Raw genomic sequence first — 20583 nt, forward strand, 5'->3', positions numbered from 1 at the left:
CCAATTAATGTCATTATTAATAATATCGTACCATGAATGAGAGAGATTTTTCATGAAAAAGATTTTATCTCTCTATATACAGATAAGCGTTTTAGAGAAACAAGAAAGAAGCCTCAATAGATGAGACTTCCTCCATTCCTATTATATGCAAATCTATCAATCTCTTAAAATAAAACCATTGATCCTGGACCAGTGAGCAATAACCCTACTGCAGCTGCAATAATTAATAGATTAAACTCAAATCCGTTTGAAGTATTCCAGAATCCGTTCTTTATATGCACCTTTATTACCGCTACTGCCATTACTACAATTATTAACCATGCACCTATTTCTGTATATACACCAGCCGCTACAAAGAATCCACCTACAATTTCTGCCGCCCCCGTTATAAAAGCAAAAAATGCACCAGGTTTGATTCCAATCGACTCTAGCCATTGTCCAGTTCCTTTAATACCGTAACCACCAAACCAACCAAATACTTTCTGCACCCCGTGACCTAATAAAATAATACCTAAAACTAGTCTAATAACTAATAGGCCTTCATCAAGCATATCTCCACCTCAATTCTCTTTAATTTGAGATATTTAGTGCATAATTATTTTTATTCATTTTTTGACATGTTTATGACCTTTATTATTAATTTTTAAAAATGAATCAGTTTTCTTGTATTTGAGGAATAGAATACTATAACAGAAGATTTTCTAACTTAAAAGGAGAGCATAAATCATGAAAAAAGTCGTACCACTAACTATAATCGGCTTTTGGATTTTAATGCTACTACTCGCTATTCGATATCATTTATTTCATTTATCATTGCAAGATATAAAACATTTTATTGCTAATTCTTCTATCAATCCGATGCTATTATTTGTCGCTATTTTCTGTGCAAGAATCTTTCTATTCATTCCTAGCTCTGTATTAATTGTAGTAGGTAGCTTGTTTTTTCACCCGTTTGAAACCATTCTCTTATCATTAATCGGAATGGCCATCACAGAAACAATTATTTACCTATTAAGTAAAAGTATTTTAAGTGACTCGATCCAGCAATTCATGGAGAATAAATATCCATCTCTATTTGAAGAGATAATTTTGAACAGAAAGAGATACTTATTCTTAACAGTTGCAACTCCCCTAGCGCCGACAGATGGCGCATGCTTTATCGCAGCCTCAACTAATATGAAATACTTGTCCTATATAGCAATTGTTTTTGCTGGTAATATCCCGATTGCAGTTCTTTATACTTTATACGGAAATTTCTTGCTTGGCTCGCCATGGATTACAATCTGTATAACCGCTACTATCTTAGTTGGATTTTTCATTTACATTTCTTTAAAAAAGAGACAAAAAAAGGATACACATTACTCAGCCTAAACTTTTTCAATTTAAATATTTTCAAAAATTATTAATAAATAAATCGATTTTTATATATAAATTAAACTATACTAAGATTAATTAAAATTCTTTAAGAAATCGAGGTAAAAAGATGGAAACAAATAAGATTTTGTCCTCATTATGTTATTTCAGTGTATTCTTCGCACCTTTCTTATTCCCTATAATTGTTTATTTTGTCGCAAAGGATCACCATCTAAAATCGCATTCTAAACGAGCTCTTTTTTCACATATACTCCCATTTCTAACAATTATTATTTTGGCGGTTATTTCTCTTTTCACTTTTAATACTTTTGGTGATGGTGCAGGCTTTGCTCTTATTGGTGGATTTGTTTTAGCATTCATTGTTAATTTAATTGTCTTTATATGGAATATTGTTCAAGGTATTAAAGTTTTAATGTAATTCGTCTTTTTTTCTACATTATTTCTCAGGAAATTTTTAATTTCGACAAAAGCAATTTAATACTTACTTAATGAGTAAAAAGGCAATGTAAGGTTTAACCATTACATTGCCTTTTTTATTATTCAGTTTGAGCTACGTAAACTTCTTTTGAATTTGTTCGTTTAATTGATTTCTTAATCATAAATGATAAAGATAAGATGCAGGCAATTAAAATGGAGCTAGTTAAAGCTATTTGCGATGTTGTTAAAGAGAAAAATTTAGCCAAATAGACAGAGTATGATAGGAGAGATGATGTAATTAATTTTGACATCGAAGCAATTAATAGAAACTTTTTGAAAGATACTTTGCTAATCCCTGCCCCTACACAAATAATTTCATCTGGTAAAATCGGAATGATAAACATTAAAGTTAAAATAATTGTTTCATTTTTTTGGACATATTCTTGATATTTTTTTAACTGTCTTTCTTTTACAAACTTAGAAACTAATTTAAGTCCACCTATTCTTGCTAAGAAATACATAATGACAATACCTAAAGTTGAACCTAAAAATCCGATTAACGCTCCTGAAAACGTTCCGATTACAGCACTGCCTGCAGGAATAGTAAGTGCTTCTGGTAAAGGTAAAAAAATTGGTTGAAATAAACAGATTAAGAAAAATAATAACTTTGCAGTTGTAATATGATTGGTTAATATTCGCTCAACTCCGTACTTATCTACGAATACTAGAAATTGACTGGCATAAAATAGAATTCCCACTACCGATATACAAAGTAGTAAACTAATTAGCGCTATTTTTGTAACCTTTAAAAACTTTTTATGATTCGATACAATCAAATAGAAATCTAGCAACAGAATTCCCATGATTGCCAAAATAAATGATATTTTATAGATCGTCACGACAGTAGGTAAACTAATGACTAATATTAAGATCGATATTGTAGCTAATATGATGTGTATCGTAAGTTCTTTCATCGTATTAAACTGTTTTTTCTCTTTCTTCAAAGTAAACAACTCCTCTACTACAGCTTGACCGTTCTCCAATATTTTTTTCGCTACTATGTTTATAGTAATGAAACGGTAAATAATTTGAAACGAACTTAAGTATTAAACTTAGTAAGTCTTAAGTCTTACGGTGAGGAAGTTTTTTGTAAATGAAAATTGTTATATTCGAATATTCGACTCTTAATACAAAATGCCTCTATGAATTAGATAGAATTTATTATTTTTTTGTATGATTAGAAATAAAAACGACTGTCAAAGATTTGACAGTCGTTTACTTTTTTTATTTAATTAAAAATCAAAGTTGTCAGGGTCTGGACCAACTCGGTGGTTTTGGTTTAGGGAGTTGATTTGGCTCATATCTTCTTCTGTTAGTTCAAAGTCGAAAATATTTGCGTTTTCTTGAATGCGATGTTCTTTGATTGATTTTGGTATGATTACAATACCATTTTGTAAATGCCAACGTAATACAACTTGAGCAATTGATTTATTATGTTTGTTTGCTATTTGTGATAGTGTTTCGTTTTCAAATAATTGTCCTTGCATTAATGGAGCCCATGCTTCTACTTGAATTGAATTTTCTTTTAAAAATTCTCTTAATTCAACTTGGCTTAGCATTGGGTGTAATTCAACTTGATTGATCATAGGCATTATTTCAGCATTCGCCATTACTTCTTTCAGGTGATGAATTTGGAAGTTACTCATTCCGATTGCTTTTACTTTACCGTCTTTGTATAGTGTTTCAAGTGCTTTCCATGATTCAACATATTTACCTTCTACTGGCCAGTGGATTAAATATAGGTCTAAATAATCAAGACCTAGTTTTTTCAAACTTAATTCGAAAGCATCAATAGTTGATTGGTAGCCTAAATCAGCATTCCATACTTTTGATGTAATAAATAAGTCTTCACGTTTAAGTCCATTTTCTTCAAGAGCTTCTCTAATTCCTTGTCCTACGCCTTCTTCGTTTTGGTAGATTGCTGCAGTGTCGATACTACGGTAACCATTTCGTATTGCCGCTTTTACAGAATCAATTACGACTTGTCCATCTTCTACTTGGAAAACTCCTAACCCAATTACTGGCATTTCTAAACCATTATTTAATTTAACTAATTTATTCATTTTTTATTTCTCCTTTTATTTATATAATATTTTTTTAAAATTTACTTTTTCTTTTCTAAAGTAGCGCTCCAGATACTTAGCAGAACCGCTCCAAAGACCATGATTCCACCAATCCACGGTGTATGAATCAAGCCGATTGTATCTACAACTAAACCACCAATAAATGCTCCTATTGCAATACCTACGTTGAATGCTGCTATATTTAGCGCTGATGCAATATCTACAGCTGATGGGACATGCTTCTCTGCTAATTTCACAACATAAATTTGAAGACCAGGTACATTCATAAAAGCAAGTAAGCCTAGGAAGAAAATCGTTACAATTCCTACTAGTTTAAATGGTGCTGTAAACGATAGAATGATGAGCACAATTGCTTGAATAGCAAACATCCATGTTAATGCTTTTAAAGGATTTTTATTAGCAGCCTTCCCACCGATCGTATTACCAAGTGCTACTGCAACTCCATAAACAAGTAAGATAATACTTACAGAGTTTGGAGCAAAGCCTGTAATTTTTTCAAGGATTGGTGACAAGTAAGTGAATGCTACAAACGTACCTCCATATCCTAATGCTGTAATGGCAAAAGCCAAAAGTAATGGTCCATTTTTTAGAACTTTCAGGTTATCACTTAATTTTGATGCTGGCGGTTGTTTAATTGATTTCGGAACTAATATTGCAATAGCAATGATTGCAATTACACCTAATAATGCCACAGCTCCAAAAGTAGATCTCCAACCAAAATGCTGACCAATAAATGTACCTAATGGAACACCAGTTACAGTTGCAACGGTTAAGCCAGTAAACATAAATGCAATCGCACTTGCACGTTTGTTTTCAGGAACTACATCTGCTGCAATTGTTGAACCGATTGAAAAGAACACTCCATGTGAAAATGAAGTAATGATTCGAGCAACTAACAACAGTCCAAAACTAGTCGAAAAAGCAGCAACGCTATTACCTACTATAAAAATAATCATTAAAAGCATTAATAACGATTTTCGACCAATCTTATTTGTTAGTGCCGTTAAAATTGGTGCTCCAAAAGCAACACCCATAGCATATCCAGAAATTAATAATCCTGCTAATGTAATTGAAATTTTTAAATCACCAGCTAGAGTTGATAATAAACCAACGGGAACAAATTCAGTTGTTCCGATACCAAATGCACTAATGGCAAGAGCCATTAAAGCAGGTGTGCCACTTTTTTTCTCTTGTATTTTAATCGAAGTAGCAGTCGAACTCATATAACTCCTCCTTGTGTTATCGTTATTTTTATTATTAGTTTGAATACAAAGAGATATGGCGCCTGAATAAAGTCTCTTCGTCATTCAAAACATAAATGAAATGAAATAGTAAAAGATTAACATCTTCATCTGTACGTTTACTTTTTATAAATGTTTGTTAATCAATTAACTATTGTCATTATGCGCGATAGGATTGATTAAAAGAAGTATGTACTTTGAAGTGATATAGTTACTTTTTAGTAACATTTAAGTGAATAAAGGATTAAAACAGAGAAAATTTATAAAAAAATTTTTAACCAGACTTGAAACTACACAGTTTACGAAGAGAATGTTATGATATTTTAATCATTAAAAATATGTTGCGTAAGTAAATATGAAAGAAGGAGAGGCGAAAATGAAAAAATACAATATCCCAGTTGAGGCTTCCTTAGATGTAATCGGTGGCAAATGGAAGGTTGTGATTCTTTGTCATTTAACAAAAGGTACAAAAAGGACTTCTCAATTAAAAAAATTAATGCCGAACATTACTCAAAAAATGTTAACTCAGCAGCTAAAGGAATTACAGGAAGATAATATTGTTCACCGAAAAGTATTTAATCAGGTTCCGCCAAAAGTGGAATATTCCTTAACTGATTACGGATGGTCTTTAAAAGAAGTATTAGACTTACTGTGCTCTTGGGGAGAAAATCATATTGAATGTATGTACCCTGACAAAAATGACGTACTTCTTCCACCAGTTGAGGATGAGATAACCCTATAAAATAAAAAAACTCCTTTTTCAGAAAGGAGTTTTTTTCTGCAATCTATTTAAAATCTACTTTTACTTTTTGTGCTTTCGCAATTACTTTATGTTGATCATCTAATACATCACTAGTTGTTAACTCGATCCATTTTAGACTAGGATCAGTATGTTCTACTATAAATCCCATTGCACCTTGCTTTGAACCATTAGGATTGATTTCCCCACCTAAATATTCAATATAGAAGTCATCTTTAAATTCTTTTACTTCATTATTACTTGTCATCAAATGGGCAACTGGACCAAAGTGTAATTGTTTATCGGAGTGGTTAATGATTTCTACCTCTACCTTAATGAATCGAAAGCTTTCATAGCTTTCAGTATAATAATGAAAATAATCCATTAAAGAATACGTCGGTAAGTTTTTGATCAGTTTAATCTGTTTAATTTTCATTTCAATCGGCCCAATTGAGTAAGACTTATTTAATGAAGCAATACCCTCTAAAGTTACTTCACCCTTCTCATCTTTGAGTGTTTGACCTTTAAGGCGTAAGCTTGTATCATCTGAAACCTGTGGGTTTGGCACATATATATCGTTTAAAGACTTTGCTTTGCTTTTGGTTATTGTAGAGACCTTTTTTATGTTTTCTGCTGAAGCAGTAGTTGTTTTCTCCTTCTGAACTAAGCTACATCCTGAAAGCATTAAAGATAGTAAAATAAATGGAATCAATTTTTTCATTTAAATCCCCTTTCATCCTTAAATCCCGTTAAATAAAGGTCATTTAACGGGATCTGATTTTTTACTTATTTACCATTCTTTAAAATTCTAAAGATGTTTTTAGCTTGGTCAGTATTATCAATTTTTCCTGCAAATAATTGGCTACCAGGACCATACGCATAAACATTTACGTCTTCACCCGTGTGACCACCTGTAGTCCAACCAGTTACTGAACGGTTATCAAAGATTGCTTCGATTGCATTATCAATCTCTAACATATTTTTTGAATCTGCCGCTTTTTTAACAGATTGAATTTCTTCAGGCTTCAATTCTAAGTTAATATTCGCTTTTAATGTTTTTTCTACATCTGCACCTTTACTAATTTGTTCAGCCATGAAATCAGGAGTACGTTTAGCAGCAGCAATCGGTGCTCCGTACCAATTGTAATCACCTCTTGCCCCAATTGAATAGCCACCTGTTGAGTGGTCTGCTGTTGCAACGACTAATGTATGCTTGTCCTTTTTAGCAAATGCGATTGCAGCTTTAAATGCTTTTTCAAAATCCTCCATTTCACTCATTGCCGCAACGATATCGTTATCATGTCCAGCCCAATCAATTTGACTACCTTCTACCATTAAAAAGAATCCATCTTTATCTCTGTTTAATTTTTCAATTGCTGTATTTGTCATATCGCTTAATGATGGCATCGAATCATCACGGTCGATCATCTTCGGCATTCCACCAGAAGCAAATAAACCTAATACTTTATTGTTTTTATCCTTTAACATTTGGTTTTTATTCGTTACATAAGAGTAGCCATCTTTTTTAAATAACTTTGTTAAATCACGATCTTCTCGTACAAAGTTACTTAATCCACCTCCAAGCATGACATCAATTTTATGTCCACCTTTAATTAGTTCATCGTAATAATCATCCGCAATTGCATTCATATTTTTACGACTTACATCATGAGCACCATAAGATGCTGGTGTAGCATGTGTAATTTCTGAAGTTGCAACAAGTCCTGTAGCTTTACCTTTTTCTTTTGCTGCCTCTAGCACTGTTTTTACTCTTGAGCCATCATTATCTACGCCAATTGCTGCATTATATGTTTTAACTCCCGCTGACATGGCTGTTGCCGCTGCCGCAGAGTCAGTAATATTTTGCATTGGATCCTCAGGATATGTCATTTGTTGCCCTACTAAGTAATGATCGAATTCTGTTTGTTCAACTTCTTTTGTTTTTGGATCATCTTTTAAATAACGATAAGCAGTCGTGTATGAAACACCCATTCCATCACCAATTAAAAAGATCACATTTCTAATTTCATTCTTGTTTGGTTCCTTAGCTTGTACTGTATGATTAGCAAATGAACCAATCAACGAACCAAATGCTATCGTTGAAAGTACAGCCACTGGAATTAACTTTTTCTTAAAATTGTTTCTAAACATAAAAAAACCTCCCATAAATTAAAATTTCATTAGATTTCATCTCTTAATTTTAATGAAATTTTATTAATTTACTTTGGAGGTTATGTAAATAAAGTATAAAGAATTGTTTTAAAAAAACTAATTTTCTTAATTAAACTGAGTAGTTACGACAACTTCACAAATATCTCACAATTTTATACTAAAATGTCTAATGGAATAGAGTGCCTAATTTAACTAAGATAATAATAGTTCATAATTACAAGCTTTTACCTTATATTAAATTAAGCACAAATATTTACATAAAGAAGGAGATTTATATGAAAAAAGGTTTATCAATCATTATTTTACTGCTATTTTTATTCCCAACTATGGCGAGTGCGCATACGAAGCTTGTTTCTTCTAATCCATCAAATGGGCAAGTAATCACTGAACCAATTAAACAAATTACGCTTGAATTCGAAGAGGCTCTTGAGCAATTAGGTACAATCAAATTATTTAAAGCTGGAACTACTACAGCTGTTACAAATGTTTCTATTAAAGGTAATAAACTAATTGCTGATCTACCAAACGGTATAGAAAATGGTGATTATAAGGTCGAGTGGAAAGTAGTAAGTGAAGATGGTCATCCGGTAACAGGTCAAATTCCTTTCAAAGTGCAATTAAAGCAAGTTGAAAATAAAACAACTGACAAGTCAGTTAAGGATCAAACGCCTACTAAAGAAAAACAAAAAGAGGCTACTCCTAAAAAAGAAAGATCTAAATATCTTATTCCATTAATTGCAATCGGGCTATTTGGAATTGCATTAATGGTTGGTGGAGTTGTTCTTTGGAATAGAAAATGAGTTATATCGTTCCAATCACTGAGTTTATAACCTATATCCTTTATTCGATATTGGCAGGAAAGTTTGTATTAGATTTTGTACCGTCAGATAAAAAACCAACAATCAGCATTTCGAAAGGTACTGTTTATTTGGTTATTGTCGGTATATTGTTCTTTTCACTATTTCCTGCTCTACGAATTATTACTTTTTTCCTAGATGATGTTCAACTTAAAACAGCCATTTATTCAGTTTTCATAAAAACAGCTATAGGTAATGCATGGATCTACTCGAGTATGTTTGCCATTATGCTTGTCATTAATATTTATAGCGATGGGAAAAAGTTATTTAATTTCTTTTGGTTATTCATGATGATTTTAAGTATCGGTTATGCAGGTCATATTACCTCTATGCATTTTTGGACGGGTTTTATTTTTCAAAGTAGTCATTTTCTAATGGTTTCTATTTGGAGTGGAATTCTATTTAATGTCACTTGGCTAGCTAAAGATCCAAATAATTATGGTAAATTCTTAAAATGGTTTACACCTTTAGCCATCAGCTGCGTGTTAATTATTTTTATTAGTGGCGTAGTCTTAATGCTAGAAGTCGTTAATTTAAAAGATTATACGAATGCTTGGTTACTGCCATATGGACAAATGTTAGTATTGAAGCACATTAGTATCATTCCTGTATTGTTTTTTGCTTTTTTTAATGGCGTACTAATGAGAAAATCCGTTGAAGATTCTTCAAATGGCATTCGTAACTGGTTAAAGGCAGAGTATATTACCATCACACTTTTGTTCTTTTTTACGGCTATAATGGGTACTAAGTCACCGCCACATAATATTAATTTGACTTTGCAAAATGAAGGGCCATCTAAATGGATTGAATGGATTATGGGGATTGATATTACTTTACCTATTAGAATAGCTTTTACTTTTTCAGTAGAAGGTACAATGTTAATGAGTATGTCGATCATTTTCCTAGTGTTATTAGTCATCAGCTATATGAAAAAGACAACAATCATGCTATCGATTGCATTTAGTCTTTGCTTTGTGATTACAATGTATCTTGGTCTAATGTATAACGTATCAGTTCAATAAAAAAAGATTGTACTATGTATTTAAAGTACAATCTTTTTTCTTTTGTATCTAGTTTTAACGTCCGTGTCTCCATTTAGTTGGCTTTCCTGATGAAGGGCAGTTAGGGAACTTTTGTCCTGCTTGTAATTCAATATGCTCTCCGTCTTTATCAGTATAATAGCCCGAAATCTTTACTGTTTCACCTGTATCATGTGTATGTCCAAATTCTTGATTATCCATCATAAACCTCCTTTTCAACTGAACTAGAATTACTTTTTCCTTCATCATAGTTAATTATTCGATTACTTTATCTTTTTTAAGCTTTTGTTTATCTTTCACGAATTTGTTTATCATGTACGATGTTTCTCCACTTTAGGTCCCCACGCTCTAGACCATGTATTAAAATTTCTGCTGTACCCATATTCGTTGCTAAAGGAATTGAGTAAACATCACATAAACGAATTAAAGCCAAAATATCCGGTTCATGCGGTTGCGCTGTTAGTGGATCGCGAAAGAAGATAACAATATCCATTAAATTCTTAGCTATTAAGGCACCGATTTCCTGATCTCCTCCAAGTGGTCCGGAATTAAATCGATGTATTTTTAAATTTGTATTTTCCATTATTTTTGTTCCAGTTGTTCCTGTTGAATATAATTCATGTTTAGATAAAATAGATTCATATGCCATTGCAAAATTTACTAAATCTTTTTTCTTTTGATCGTGTGCAATGAAAGCAATTTTCAACGTCAACATTCCTCTCTTTTAGGAAAAATGGATTTCCAATTTCAGCAATTGTTTCGTATTAAACAATAGGAAACGACTCCATTCAAAAAATTAACCTTTTATATTTTTTACTTCTTTGTATCGGTTATTCTACTCTTAAAAGCTTATGCCTTTTTACTATTCATATTAGAAGTTGGAATCCCAATAGTAAACGTACTTCCTTTTCCAACTTCACTATTTACTTGAATAGTTCCATTATGAATTTCCACGATCCATTTTGCAATTGCCAAACCTAAACCATGGCTTCCAATTTGTCTAGATCTTGATTTGTCAGATCGATAAAAACGGTCAAATATTCGGGCATGGTCTTCCGGTTTAATCCCAATACCAGTATCTGTTACTTGGATGCATAGTTCATTTTCTTTATCCGAGAGAACTAACCGGACCTCTCCCCCAATAGGTGTATACTTAATCCCATTATCTATTAATATATATAAGAGCTGTGATAATTTTTCAGAGTCTCCCTGGGCGATTACATTCTCTGGAGCAGTTAAGTTTAAATTGATTTGTTTTGATGCTGCTAACGGTTGTAGAGATACAATCGCCTTTTCTGCAATGGAGCGAAACTCAAACTTTTCTAATTTAATTTCAACTTTATCTGAGTCTGAACGAGCTAATGTTAATAATCCGCTGACTAAGTTTGTCATCCTTTTTACTTCGTCTTTCATATTAAATAAAAGCTTTCGAGAAAAATCATCTTTCTCTGTATCGATTGTCATTTCCATTGCATCGATTGACGATAACAAAACGCTTAATGGTGTTCTTAATTCATGAGATGCATCTGCAACAAATTCGCGCTGTCGATTAAATGATTTAAAGATTGGGATCATTGCTTTTTTTGACATAAAAAAACTAATATATAGTGCAACTCCAGAAAATACGATTGTTAAGCCAACTAGTATGATGACAACAAATTTGAATAAATGATAAACATCCGAAATATCTTTTCCAACATAGATTGTACCGATAAAATCTCCTTTATAAAATAATGGTTTACCTGATACCATCAAACTAATCTCTTTTCGATCTGAAGGAACATGTATTTCATGATCATGAAATTTTCTCATGTCCTTTTCAAACTCTTCATGCTCTATTTTAATTTTTACCTTTCGGGTTTCATTCCCTTTAGGAATCCAACTTTTTATTTGCCCAAACAATCTAGTCCTTATTTGAGGGATATCCTCCTGTCCCATTATTAATTCGCCATTTGGATTAACTACATAATAAAAAAATTGGTCCACACCTGCTAAAACTACTTCTTGGTTATCGTCCCTTAGGTTTCCTTGTTGATTTTGAATCATATAATTTTCGATAATTTTTGATTCTTGGCTAGCCAATGATTCAACTGTACGGATTTGATCATTCATTATGACTACATATAACACTGCAAAGACTATAATGATGAATATAATTAGAAAAAGCATGACAAGGCCGCTATATAGTACTGTTAAGCGATTTTGCGTACGCTTAAAAACATCCTTTCCTCCGCGATTTCGAAAATCACGTAAATAAGATATAAGATTAGTGATCAAATTTATATCCTACCCCTCTAATGCTTTGTAGCAAATCTTGTTTACCAAGCAAATCTAGTTTCTTTCGAAGAAGTTTAACAGTGGCATCAATCGTTTTCATTGCAACATCTGAATCAAAGCCCCATACACGCTCCAAAATAATTTCACGAGGTAATACTTGCCCTTTATTCTGTATTAAAAAATCAACTAATTGAAATTCGCGTGGGCTTAATTGTATTTCAGTATCTCCATCTCTGATTGATTGGCTTGTACGATTTAGAATCATATCACTAATAAGAATTTCTTCCTCTAGTATAGGAGCATAATTACGCCTAGAAAGTGCTCTTAATCGAGCAAGTAGCTCATCAATTTCAAAAGGTTTAACTAAATAATCATCAGCTCCTGAGTCCAGTCCTACAATGCGATCCTCTAAGGCGTCTTTAGCTGTAAGGATTAGAATCGCTCCTGAATATCCTTCTTTTCGTAACCTACGACATACTTCTATTCCTGTTCCACCTGGCATCATCCAATCTAATATTAATACATCATAATGGGTGTTCGTAGCGTAATAGTAAGCTTCTTCTCCTTCTGTAACCCACTCCACTTTATAACCTGCTTTTTTCTTTAACATATAAATGATTAGCTCACCAAGTTTCAAATCATCTTCAGCTAGTAGTATATTCATTATCAAAAATACTCCCTCGTTTTATATCTCTATATTTTTCGCTTGTCTTCTTCATCTTTTCCATTTTCAAATCAATTATAAAATAAAAGGAAGCACCCGTTAATTAATACGGTGCTCCCCGATATTTCTTTTAAATCATGACCTTAGGCAGTTTCCACAGCATGCTGTTTTAGCTTTTGTAGTTCTTCTTCTATTTCTTCACTCATTACATTATCTTTATATCCATTAGATAGGTTACTATGATATGCAAATTTATTTTGAGCTTGTACTTCTGCCTCCATCATAAGTATTCGATCTTCTGCACGTGCGATTCCATTTGCGATTGTTTCTGAATTAAATGAAACAGATGTTTGTTGAATTTGTTTAATTGATTTTGCTATATTTGCTCTGGATACTAGTAATAGTCTTTTATGCAGATACTCATTATATTTACCTTTCAGTTCATCTAATTTTTCATATAGTGACTGAGTTTGATTTTGAATTGTATTAAGCTGCTCTGTATAGAGGCTTAATTGTTTTTCATGAACAAGTTTTTCCTGTATAGCCAGTTTTGCAATGGAATCTTCTCCATTTTCAACTGCTAGCTTAGCTTGTCCACTTCTTTTGTTTACCAGTCCTTCTGTCTCCAAGATCAATGCTTTTTGCTTATTCTCTAGATAGATTTGACGAGAGAGTGCTTCCTGACCTTTCAAAAGATCTTCTTCCATTTCTCTAATATATTGATTCAACATTGAAATTGGATCTTCTAAACCATCCAGTGCTCCATTCACTTTAGCCAACGATATTGATTTCATTCTTTTAAAAATGCCCATTTTATTTATTCTCCTTTTTTGATAGTAGATTTTTTTCCCATTTATCCAATAAATCTGCGTTTGTTCTGTTTACAGGTGTGTTAAAACTAGTTGTATCTAATGAAATTTGATTAACCGGGCTAGCTTGTCCCTTTTTAACTAACTTTTTAAAGATAAAAGTCACAACCGCAAATGCGATTAAAAGGAATAATACTAAACCAATCCAAGAAAAATCATGAAAATGGTGTGGACCATGCATCATCTGATGTGACCTAAATTCGTTTCGACCGTCTCGATCCATGAACATGGAATGTTGATAATCAGCAAAACGTCTTTCATGAAAACCACCTAGAAATCTAAGAAAAAACTGTACCCCTAAAACAAAAACTGCTGTTATAGAGACCCATGTAAATATTCTCTTTACTCTTTTATTCATGTTATTTCCCTCCTCTCATTTCTTAATAAATTGAATTCTAATAGAGGATGGTGAAATTATGGTGAAAACAAAAAATTAATTTTGTTCATCAAAAAAAGATAGGTAACAGGTTTTCATCTGCTTTCCTATCTCTTTTTACGTATATTTATTTATAGGCCTCAATTAATTAATCCGGTCCCTTTAATTTTCACTTCAGACTTAATCTTAAATGCTAGGTTAGCGTATTTTTTGTTCCATAATGATAAATTTCTATTCTCACTATGCCTAGATAAGTATCTTAAACCAAAACCAATTGGATCAATGTCTTTTTCTTTTATTTTATTAAGTAAAGCTTTCGTCTCTGCATTAATTTTATCTTCCATATGCTTATTCAATTCTGATATGTCACTTTCTTTAATCGTATCAAGGTCATCAATCTTTTCTTCTATAACCGCTCTCACCTTAATCGTATAATAAGCAACTATATTTTTATTTTGATGTTTTAGTTTGTAATTTGCCTTACCTTTTTCTAAATTCATTACAAACATAACTTTCTTGTTTTTGACCTTTAAGCTTTCATCGTAGATTCCAGTTGTTAAAAGGCGATAGGTTTCTGATTCACTTGGACTGAGTTCCATAATCATTTTACTCTTATCAAATAATGCGATTCGATCTACTAATAAATCTTTTTTATTTGATTCAATTATAGGCATGACGATATCTATACCGTCTTCTGTTTCTCTCCTATATGCGTCGAATAGACAAACTTGATCTATGTATGGCGATTCGGTTCTACTAAAATCAAAATATGATTTCAAAACACCGCCTGATACTTGTTCTTGTATCGGTTTAAAATTAAGCACTTCAAATGCATTAGGTTTACCAACACTTAAATAAGAAGTCATTTGAATATCTGGTCTTCTTACAAAAAACTCCAATAACGGCTGTATATTACTTTTGGCTAATTTTTCTCCAATTACAATCGTACTACTATGTCCATATACTAATTCTTTATCAATCTGTGACTTCATTATGTTAAGAGCTTCTGACACCGAGTCAGTATTTGCTGTGAGAATAAGAAATTCTGATTTCGGTATTTTCGGATCTCCATTAGGAATTGCTACTTTAATCATCACTTTATATTTTTTATCAGGCTTCTCTGATTGATCAATTCCAATAGAAGTTACGAATGCTCTCTTATCAATATCTTTAAAGGTGCATCCAGATAATAGGAGCGTTGCACCAATCACTAAAAAACTAAGACTTAAATAACGTGCTTTTTTTTTATTGACGCATACAATAACGAAATGATTAATAAGAAGTTTGAGAAGGCATTTAAATTGAAAAACATAGTAAAATATTTTACTAAGTCTGTTTCTCTTATCAGTAGTTGAATAACTGTGGTTGCACAAATAAAGAAGGAAATTAATATCCATTTATAAGTTCCTCCATAGCTTAAATTGAGTGTTTTAAAAAGCTCTAATGATGTATGCCAGCTAAGTATAATGTATATTAATGAGATGAAGATTTGGCCAAATAGTACAATATAAATAACTCTCTCTACAATCAAATAGTCGAAATGCATACTATCAACCGTCGTTAACCAAACAAATACTTCTTTTCTAACACCCTTTATGCCTAAGTATCCAATTGGAATTAAATAATTGCTACAGATTATAAACATCCCACATAGAAAGATCCAGAGAAGAAATTTTTTGTTTATAAAATTTAAATTTACTTTTTCATTAAAAATAATTAAATTAGAGAAGCCCGTAAAGACAAATAGAGCAGCAGTGAACGCACTGATTTTCGGTAAATGTTTAAAATAGTTAACAGATTGGTATAGGGAATCAACTATAACAAAACGATCAGTCAAAAATCTTATGAGGACAAATAAAACAATTGGAATATGAAGTATGACGAGTATTTCTGTAACATATAACAATGATTCAGTTTTTAGTAAAATCGCAAAAATTATGACTAAGAGAAATACAATATAAGTTATTAAGATAGGGGTATTTGGATTGATAAAAATATTTACAACGTGAATTAATGCAATAATAAATAAAGCACCCGTCAAATACCAAAAAATTAAGTTATATATTATGTAGCATTTTCGACACCAGTCAGGTACTACATTTTTTATGATTTGACTAATATTTTGTTCAGGAAATCTTCTAAATAAATTTTGTAAAATATAAATAAAAAAGCCACCTACTATAATGGCCAAGCCAATACTTGTGATACTTCCATTTAAACTATTCCTATACAATATTTGTGGCCCGAATGCAGTTATGCTAATAACCGTATTTAAATAAAATAGGTATGTAATATATCTTTTCCCTAGCAAAAAATACACCCCATTATTTAATTTTTATTAAAAAGAGTCAAATATGGTTTTCCTAAGCTTCTTAAATTACATAAATGACAAAGAATAGCTAGCGTCCCTACTATAACTCCGATCATCCCAAACAATGAGGCAAATAGTATAATCGGGTATCGAACAATTCTAATTGCTTGATGCATCGCATTAATTGGAATACTAAATAAAGAGATGGCAACTAATGAAACAACGATAATCATGATGTCTGCTACTAGACCTGCTTGTGATGCAGTTTGTCCTAAAATTAATCCCCCTACAGTAGTAGCTGTCGAACTAATTGATTTAGGTAGTCTCAAACTTGCTTCTATTAAAAATTCTGCCATTAACATTAGAAAAAGAATTTCTATATAAGAAGGAAACGGAACTGACATTCTACTTCCGGCAACAAGTAAAGCGAATTGGACTTGTAAAACTTCTGGAGAATAGGAAATAACTGCGACATAAATAGCTGGTAAAAACACCGTAATCATTAAAGCTATATAACGGATTGAAAGAAAAAACTTTGACACTACCGTTAGTTCCACTGTATCATCCATCGATTTAAAAAAATCGGAAAAAGTCGCAGGACCAATTAGCGCCCATGGCGTTCCCTCAACAAGTAAAATTATTTTTCCAGTCGATAGATTAAATACCACTCGATCTGGCCGTTCAGTCGTTAGAAAAAGAGGAAATAAACTCCACTTATTATTCATTAGTAATTTTTGAAGTTGACCGCAGGATTGCATTACATCAATATTTATGCTCTTAACTTTTTCAATGAGATGATTGTATACATTACTATCTATTAAGTTCTCATCATATAACACAAGTACTTTTGTTTTTGATAGATTTCCTACAATGTAGTTTTCAACCTTTAAAGTACTCTTTCTATACCGATTGCGAATCAAGTTTAAAGATACATCAATTTTTTCATTTAATCCGTCCTTTGGTCCTTGTAGAACATTTTCTTCGGTTGACACTCCAACAGAACTTGCACTAAATTCGCTAATCGTAATTGAGTAGTTTATTTCATCTAAATTTATAATAATATTACCGTTTAGAATCTTTTCAATCATGTCTGATTCTTCTGAAACGATCTCCCAATCATTTAATGTTTTAAGATAGTTTTTATATAAAACAAACGATTCAAATTCATAAAAAGGTGTAATAAGAAGTTCAGTAATTTTATTCCCATTACATACTGAATTTAAATAGAAAAGAGTGATCGTTTTATTTAATTTTTTTAGGCTACGTTTTTGAAAATCAATATTATCTTGAATTGATTTAAACTTCATATACATCACCTCTCTACTAATTTGTACGAATATCATGTGGATATTCGTAAATAATTTGCATTAAGTAAAACTATGTATGGAAATCAAATTTATAAATATCATCATTTGGTCAGATAACGGAACTATGTTTAGCATAAGAATGTCCAGATTTAAGAAGATAAATGAAGCGAATAAGAATGCAACAAAAAAGAGGCTACTGTAAATTTTTAGTAGCCTCTTTTGTTATTAAAATTCAACCTGATTTGGTTTTTTTATTACAACACGCTCATCATCTTCACTAACATGAAAGTCATCTTTTGTTGGAATGAAGTTTTCATCGTAAATTTTTATCATCGTTTTCACTCCTGCTCATTATTTAATAGCAAATTTTTTCCATATCCTTAAGTTGGCTTGCTTAGAATAGGTTTATTCTTAGTTTTAGAAAATTTTTGCTTTGGCTAACTTCAGAAGTGGAGAAGCCTGGATGTGTCGTCAAGTTCAAATAAAAAAAGGACTAATGGTCAGCACCACTAGTCCCCTGTATTTTATATTTAAAGTTATTTAATTGGTTTTCTTATTACAACACGCTCATCAACTTCACTAACGTGAAAGTCGTCTTTTGTAGGAATGATATTTTCATCGTTAAACTTGATCATCATTTTACACTCCCTGCTCAGTTTTATGTTCAAATCTGTTTTTTAATAAACTTTAAGATTACTAATTTGATTATTCAACTGTAACTGATTTTGCAAGATTACGTGGTTTATCAACATCACAACCACGATGTAAAGCAGCATAGTAAGAGATTAATTGTAATGGTACGACTGAAAGGATTGGAGATAATTCTTCTTGTACTTTAGGTAAAATGAAGCGATCGCCTTCCATATTTAATCCTTCCATTGAAATGATACAAGGGTTAGCACCACGAGCAACAACCTCTTTTACATTTCCACGAATGTTTAAGTTTACTGATTCTTGTGTTGCTAATGCGAAGATTGGAGTTCCTTCTTCGATTAGAGCAATTGTACCGTGTTTTAACTCTCCACCAGCAAATCCTTCTGCTTGGATGTAAGAAATTTCTTTTAGTTTTAATGCGCCTTCTAAGCAAACGAAGTAATCTACGTTACGACCAATGAAGAATGCATTACGAGTTGTAGCTAAATATTCTGTAGCAATTTTTTCAAACTCTTCTTTTTGGTTTGTAATTGATTCCATTGCATTTGCTACAATTCCAAGTTCTTTAACTAGGTTAAAGTTAACCGTTTTTCCTTTTTCTTTCGCAAGAGCATTTGCAACAATAGCAAGTACTGCTAATTGTGCAGTGTAAGCTTTCGTTGATGCAACAGCGATTTCAGGACCTGCGTGTAAAGGAAGAGTGAAATCAGCCTCACGTGATAATGTTGATCCTGGAACGTTTGTAAGTGTAATTGCTTTATGACCTAATTTATTTGTTTGTACTAGACATGCTCTACTATCAGCAGTTTCACCGCTTTGTGAAATATAAATGAATAATGGTTTTTCTGAAAGCAGTGGCATATTGTAAGAGAATTCACTTGCAACATGTACTTCTACAGGCACTCCCGCCATTTTTTCAATAAATTGCTTTCCAACCAGTCCTGCATGATAACTAGTTCCACAAGCAACAATATATAATCTATCAGCTTCTGCTAAAGCCGCTTTAATTTCTGAGTTAATTACAAGCTCACCGTTTTCATCTTGGTACTTTTGGATAATATTACGGATTACTAATGGTTGCTCATCTGTTTCTTTTAACATGAAATGAGGGTAAGTTCCTTTTTCGATATCACTAGCATCAATTTCTGCAGTATATGGAGAACGTTCTTTAACATTTCCGTTAAGATCCATTAATTGAACCTGATCTTTAGTAAGTATAATTACCTCTTTATCCATTAATTCAATAAATTGATCAGTGATTTGTAACATTGCCATCGCATCAGATGCAATAACATTAAATTCTTCTCCAACACCAACTAGTAATGGACTTTTGTTTTTTGCTACATAAATCACATCATCGTTTTGTTTATCTAATAATGCAATTGCATATGAACCTTTAAGAAGCTTAAGTGTTTCTCTAAAAGCATCAAGAACTGATAAACCTTTTTTAATATGAAGCTCTACTAACTGAACAATTACTTCAGTATCTGTATCACTTGTAAATTCAATATCATTTAAATAATCGTTTTTTAATTGTACATCGTTCTCGATAACGCCGTTATGAACAAGTGTAAAACGTTCAGTAGAGCTTTGGTGAGGATGCGCATTACGTTTACTTGGAGCACCATGTGTTGCCCATCTTGTGTGACCAATTCCAACGTTTCCGTCCGTTTTTGTAGGGATTGATTTACGTAATACTGCAATTCTACCTTTTTCTTTATAAACTTCTACACCATTATCAGTTAAAAGAGATATCCCAGCAGAATCGTATCCACGATACTCTAACTTCTCTAAACCTTTTAATAAAATTTCTTTCGCATTATCATTTCCAATATATCCAACGATTCCACACATAATAACTATTGCTTAGTAAGTCCTAAAACAAGACATACAAAAATGTATAGGAATGGAACGCTGTTTTCCTAACCGTTTAACTATTTAATTTTCTATTCCCTCGTCATGTTTAATAATGGTAGAGGACTTACAAGCAATATCCACCTACCTTTCATATTCCGCTCATTAGCGAGTTCATTTTTTTGTTTTAAACGGTGTATCAGATTATTTACGTTTGTGCACACAGTCACCTATGTGTTTTACATAAATAATTTCGGTTGTGATACAGCAACCGGGAGTCATCCGCC

Annotated in this window: 21 protein-coding genes; 5 read left to right on the plus strand and 16 right to left on the minus strand. The window is 32.1% G+C overall.

Annotated elements, in window-relative coordinates; translation table 11 throughout:
- Positions 1-164: 164 nt before the first annotated feature.
- Positions 165-551, minus strand: coding sequence for a DoxX family protein (locus ACFWM3_RS21080; protein WP_056476092.1), 387 nt, complete (start codon positions 549-551; stop codon positions 165-167).
- A gap of 175 nt (positions 552-726) precedes the next feature.
- Between ACFWM3_RS21080 and ACFWM3_RS21085 the strand changes: the two genes are divergently transcribed.
- Together ACFWM3_RS21085 and ACFWM3_RS21090 are read left to right on the plus strand one after the other, a co-directional pair.
- Positions 727-1371: a TVP38/TMEM64 family protein gene (locus ACFWM3_RS21085; RefSeq protein ID WP_056476095.1), complete on the plus strand. Its 645-nt coding sequence runs from the start codon at positions 727-729 to the stop codon at positions 1369-1371.
- 112 nt (positions 1372-1483) lie between these two features.
- Positions 1484-1792, plus strand: coding sequence for a magnetosome magnetite crystal formation protein family (locus ACFWM3_RS21090; protein ID WP_056476098.1), 309 nt, complete (start codon positions 1484-1486; stop codon positions 1790-1792).
- A gap of 118 nt (positions 1793-1910) precedes the next feature.
- On the opposite strand, the gene ACFWM3_RS21095 is transcribed toward ACFWM3_RS21090, so the two are convergent.
- The 3 genes from ACFWM3_RS21095 to ACFWM3_RS21105 all read right to left on the minus strand — a co-directional run bounded on the left by ACFWM3_RS21095 (position 1911) and on the right by ACFWM3_RS21105 (position 5158).
- Positions 1911-2795, minus strand: coding sequence for a TVP38/TMEM64 family protein (locus ACFWM3_RS21095; RefSeq protein ID WP_390312822.1), 885 nt, complete (start codon positions 2793-2795; stop codon positions 1911-1913).
- A 288-nt stretch (positions 2796-3083) separates the two neighbouring features.
- Positions 3084-3914, minus strand: a complete 831-nt coding sequence (locus ACFWM3_RS21100; RefSeq protein WP_390312824.1) for an aldo/keto reductase — start codon at positions 3912-3914, stop codon at positions 3084-3086.
- Between the two features lie 41 nt (positions 3915-3955).
- On the minus strand, positions 3956-5158 hold the full coding sequence (locus ACFWM3_RS21105; protein WP_390312825.1) for an MFS transporter: 1203 nt from the start codon (positions 5156-5158) through the stop codon (positions 3956-3958).
- Between the two features lie 394 nt (positions 5159-5552).
- Between ACFWM3_RS21105 and ACFWM3_RS21110 the strand changes: the two genes are divergently transcribed.
- Entirely contained in the window at positions 5553-5918 is a 366-nt protein-coding gene (locus ACFWM3_RS21110; protein ID WP_056476111.1) for a winged helix-turn-helix transcriptional regulator, read from the plus strand.
- Positions 5919-5961: 43 nt separating this feature from the next.
- Here the strand turns inward: ACFWM3_RS21110 and ACFWM3_RS21115 are convergent, their stop codons facing one another.
- Both ACFWM3_RS21115 and ACFWM3_RS21120 read right to left on the minus strand, forming a co-directional pair.
- The gene (locus tag ACFWM3_RS21115) at positions 5962-6636 is read right to left on the minus strand and encodes an META domain-containing protein (RefSeq protein WP_056476114.1); all 675 of its coding nucleotides are present in this window, start codon (positions 6634-6636) and stop codon (positions 5962-5964) included.
- A 65-nt stretch (positions 6637-6701) separates the two neighbouring features.
- Positions 6702-8066, minus strand: a complete 1365-nt coding sequence (locus ACFWM3_RS21120; protein WP_390312826.1) for an alkaline phosphatase — start codon at positions 8064-8066, stop codon at positions 6702-6704.
- A 296-nt stretch (positions 8067-8362) separates the two neighbouring features.
- On the opposite strand from ACFWM3_RS21120, the gene ACFWM3_RS21125 reads away from it, so the two are divergent.
- Together ACFWM3_RS21125 and ACFWM3_RS21130 are read left to right on the plus strand one after the other, a co-directional pair.
- Positions 8363-8887, plus strand: a complete 525-nt coding sequence (locus ACFWM3_RS21125) for a copper resistance CopC family protein (protein WP_390312827.1) — start codon at positions 8363-8365, stop codon at positions 8885-8887.
- Positions 8884-9966, plus strand: a complete 1083-nt coding sequence (locus ACFWM3_RS21130; protein WP_390312828.1) for a copper resistance D family protein — start codon at positions 8884-8886, stop codon at positions 9964-9966. The genes ACFWM3_RS21125 and ACFWM3_RS21130 overlap by 4 nt, the downstream gene beginning before the upstream one ends.
- Before the next feature lie 54 nt (positions 9967-10020).
- Here the strand turns inward: ACFWM3_RS21130 and ACFWM3_RS21135 are convergent, their stop codons facing one another.
- The 10 genes from ACFWM3_RS21135 to glmS form a co-directional block, all read right to left on the minus strand.
- Entirely contained in the window at positions 10021-10185 is a 165-nt protein-coding gene (locus ACFWM3_RS21135; RefSeq protein ID WP_156339746.1) for a hypothetical protein, read from the minus strand.
- Between the two features lie 88 nt (positions 10186-10273).
- Positions 10274-10690 (minus strand): methylglyoxal synthase, encoded by a 417-nt coding sequence (gene mgsA, locus ACFWM3_RS21140; protein WP_056476125.1) that lies wholly within the window; start codon positions 10688-10690, stop codon positions 10274-10276.
- Between the two features lie 143 nt (positions 10691-10833).
- The gene (locus tag ACFWM3_RS21145) at positions 10834-12261 is read right to left on the minus strand and encodes a sensor histidine kinase (RefSeq protein WP_390312829.1); all 1428 of its coding nucleotides are present in this window, start codon (positions 12259-12261) and stop codon (positions 10834-10836) included.
- Positions 12251-12925 (minus strand): response regulator transcription factor, encoded by a 675-nt coding sequence (locus ACFWM3_RS21150; protein WP_390312830.1) that lies wholly within the window; start codon positions 12923-12925, stop codon positions 12251-12253. Before ACFWM3_RS21150 ends, ACFWM3_RS21145 begins: the two co-directional genes overlap by 11 nt.
- Before the next feature lie 143 nt (positions 12926-13068).
- Positions 13069-13737 carry a PspA/IM30 family protein gene (locus ACFWM3_RS21155; protein ID WP_390312831.1) on the minus strand — a complete coding sequence of 223 codons (669 nt, stop codon included), beginning with the start codon at positions 13735-13737 and terminating at the stop codon, positions 13069-13071.
- Between the two features lies 1 nt (position 13738).
- On the minus strand, positions 13739-14152 hold the full coding sequence (locus tag ACFWM3_RS21160) for a hypothetical protein (protein WP_056476138.1): 414 nt from the start codon (positions 14150-14152) through the stop codon (positions 13739-13741).
- A 158-nt stretch (positions 14153-14310) separates the two neighbouring features.
- Positions 14311-15381, minus strand: coding sequence for a Ger(x)C family spore germination protein (locus ACFWM3_RS21165; RefSeq protein ID WP_390312832.1), 1071 nt, complete (start codon positions 15379-15381; stop codon positions 14311-14313).
- 14 nt (positions 15382-15395) lie between these two features.
- Positions 15396-16481 carry a GerAB/ArcD/ProY family transporter gene (locus ACFWM3_RS21170; RefSeq protein ID WP_390312833.1) on the minus strand — a complete coding sequence of 362 codons (1086 nt, stop codon included), beginning with the start codon at positions 16479-16481 and terminating at the stop codon, positions 15396-15398.
- Positions 16482-16498: 17 nt separating this feature from the next.
- Entirely contained in the window at positions 16499-17788 is a 1290-nt protein-coding gene (locus tag ACFWM3_RS21175) for a spore germination protein (RefSeq protein ID WP_390312834.1), read from the minus strand.
- A gap of 705 nt (positions 17789-18493) precedes the next feature.
- Positions 18494-20296 carry a glutamine--fructose-6-phosphate transaminase (isomerizing) gene (gene glmS / locus ACFWM3_RS21180; protein ID WP_056476150.1) on the minus strand — a complete coding sequence of 601 codons (1803 nt, stop codon included), beginning with the start codon at positions 20294-20296 and terminating at the stop codon, positions 18494-18496.
- Positions 20297-20583 lie beyond the last annotated feature (287 nt).

It is taken from the genome of Gottfriedia sp. NPDC058432, from assembly GCF_042721555.1.
GTDB lineage: Bacteria > Bacillota > Bacilli > Bacillales > Bacillaceae_G > Gottfriedia.

Coding starts and splice junctions, on each gene's coding strand:
- ACFWM3_RS21175 (WP_390312834.1), bottom strand. CDS start 17,788: ATGAAGTTTAAATCAATTCAAGATAATATTGATTTTCAAAAACGTAGC.
- ACFWM3_RS21160 (WP_056476138.1), bottom strand. CDS start 14,152: ATGAATAAAAGAGTAAAGAGAATATTTACATGGGTCTCTATAACAGCA.
- ACFWM3_RS21105 (WP_390312825.1), bottom strand. CDS start 5,158: ATGAGTTCGACTGCTACTTCGATTAAAATACAAGAGAAAAAAAGTGGC.
- ACFWM3_RS21120 (WP_390312826.1), bottom strand. CDS start 8,066: ATGTTTAGAAACAATTTTAAGAAAAAGTTAATTCCAGTGGCTGTACTT.
- ACFWM3_RS21080 (WP_056476092.1), bottom strand. CDS start 551: ATGCTTGATGAAGGCCTATTAGTTATTAGACTAGTTTTAGGTATTATT.
- ACFWM3_RS21150 (WP_390312830.1), bottom strand. CDS start 12,925: ATGAATATACTACTAGCTGAAGATGATTTGAAACTTGGTGAGCTAATC.
- glmS (WP_056476150.1), bottom strand. CDS start 20,296: ATGTGTGGAATCGTTGGATATATTGGAAATGATAATGCGAAAGAAATT.
- ACFWM3_RS21110 (WP_056476111.1), top strand. CDS start 5,553: ATGAAAAAATACAATATCCCAGTTGAGGCTTCCTTAGATGTAATCGGT.
- ACFWM3_RS21155 (WP_390312831.1), bottom strand. CDS start 13,737: ATGGGCATTTTTAAAAGAATGAAATCAATATCGTTGGCTAAAGTGAAT.
- ACFWM3_RS21085 (WP_056476095.1), top strand. CDS start 727: ATGAAAAAAGTCGTACCACTAACTATAATCGGCTTTTGGATTTTAATG.
- ACFWM3_RS21115 (WP_056476114.1), bottom strand. CDS start 6,636: ATGAAAAAATTGATTCCATTTATTTTACTATCTTTAATGCTTTCAGGA.
- ACFWM3_RS21090 (WP_056476098.1), top strand. CDS start 1,484: ATGGAAACAAATAAGATTTTGTCCTCATTATGTTATTTCAGTGTATTC.
- ACFWM3_RS21125 (WP_390312827.1), top strand. CDS start 8,363: ATGAAAAAAGGTTTATCAATCATTATTTTACTGCTATTTTTATTCCCA.
- ACFWM3_RS21135 (WP_156339746.1), bottom strand. CDS start 10,185: ATGGATAATCAAGAATTTGGACATACACATGATACAGGTGAAACAGTA.
- ACFWM3_RS21100 (WP_390312824.1), bottom strand. CDS start 3,914: ATGAATAAATTAGTTAAATTAAATAATGGTTTAGAAATGCCAGTAATT.
- ACFWM3_RS21130 (WP_390312828.1), top strand. CDS start 8,884: ATGAGTTATATCGTTCCAATCACTGAGTTTATAACCTATATCCTTTAT.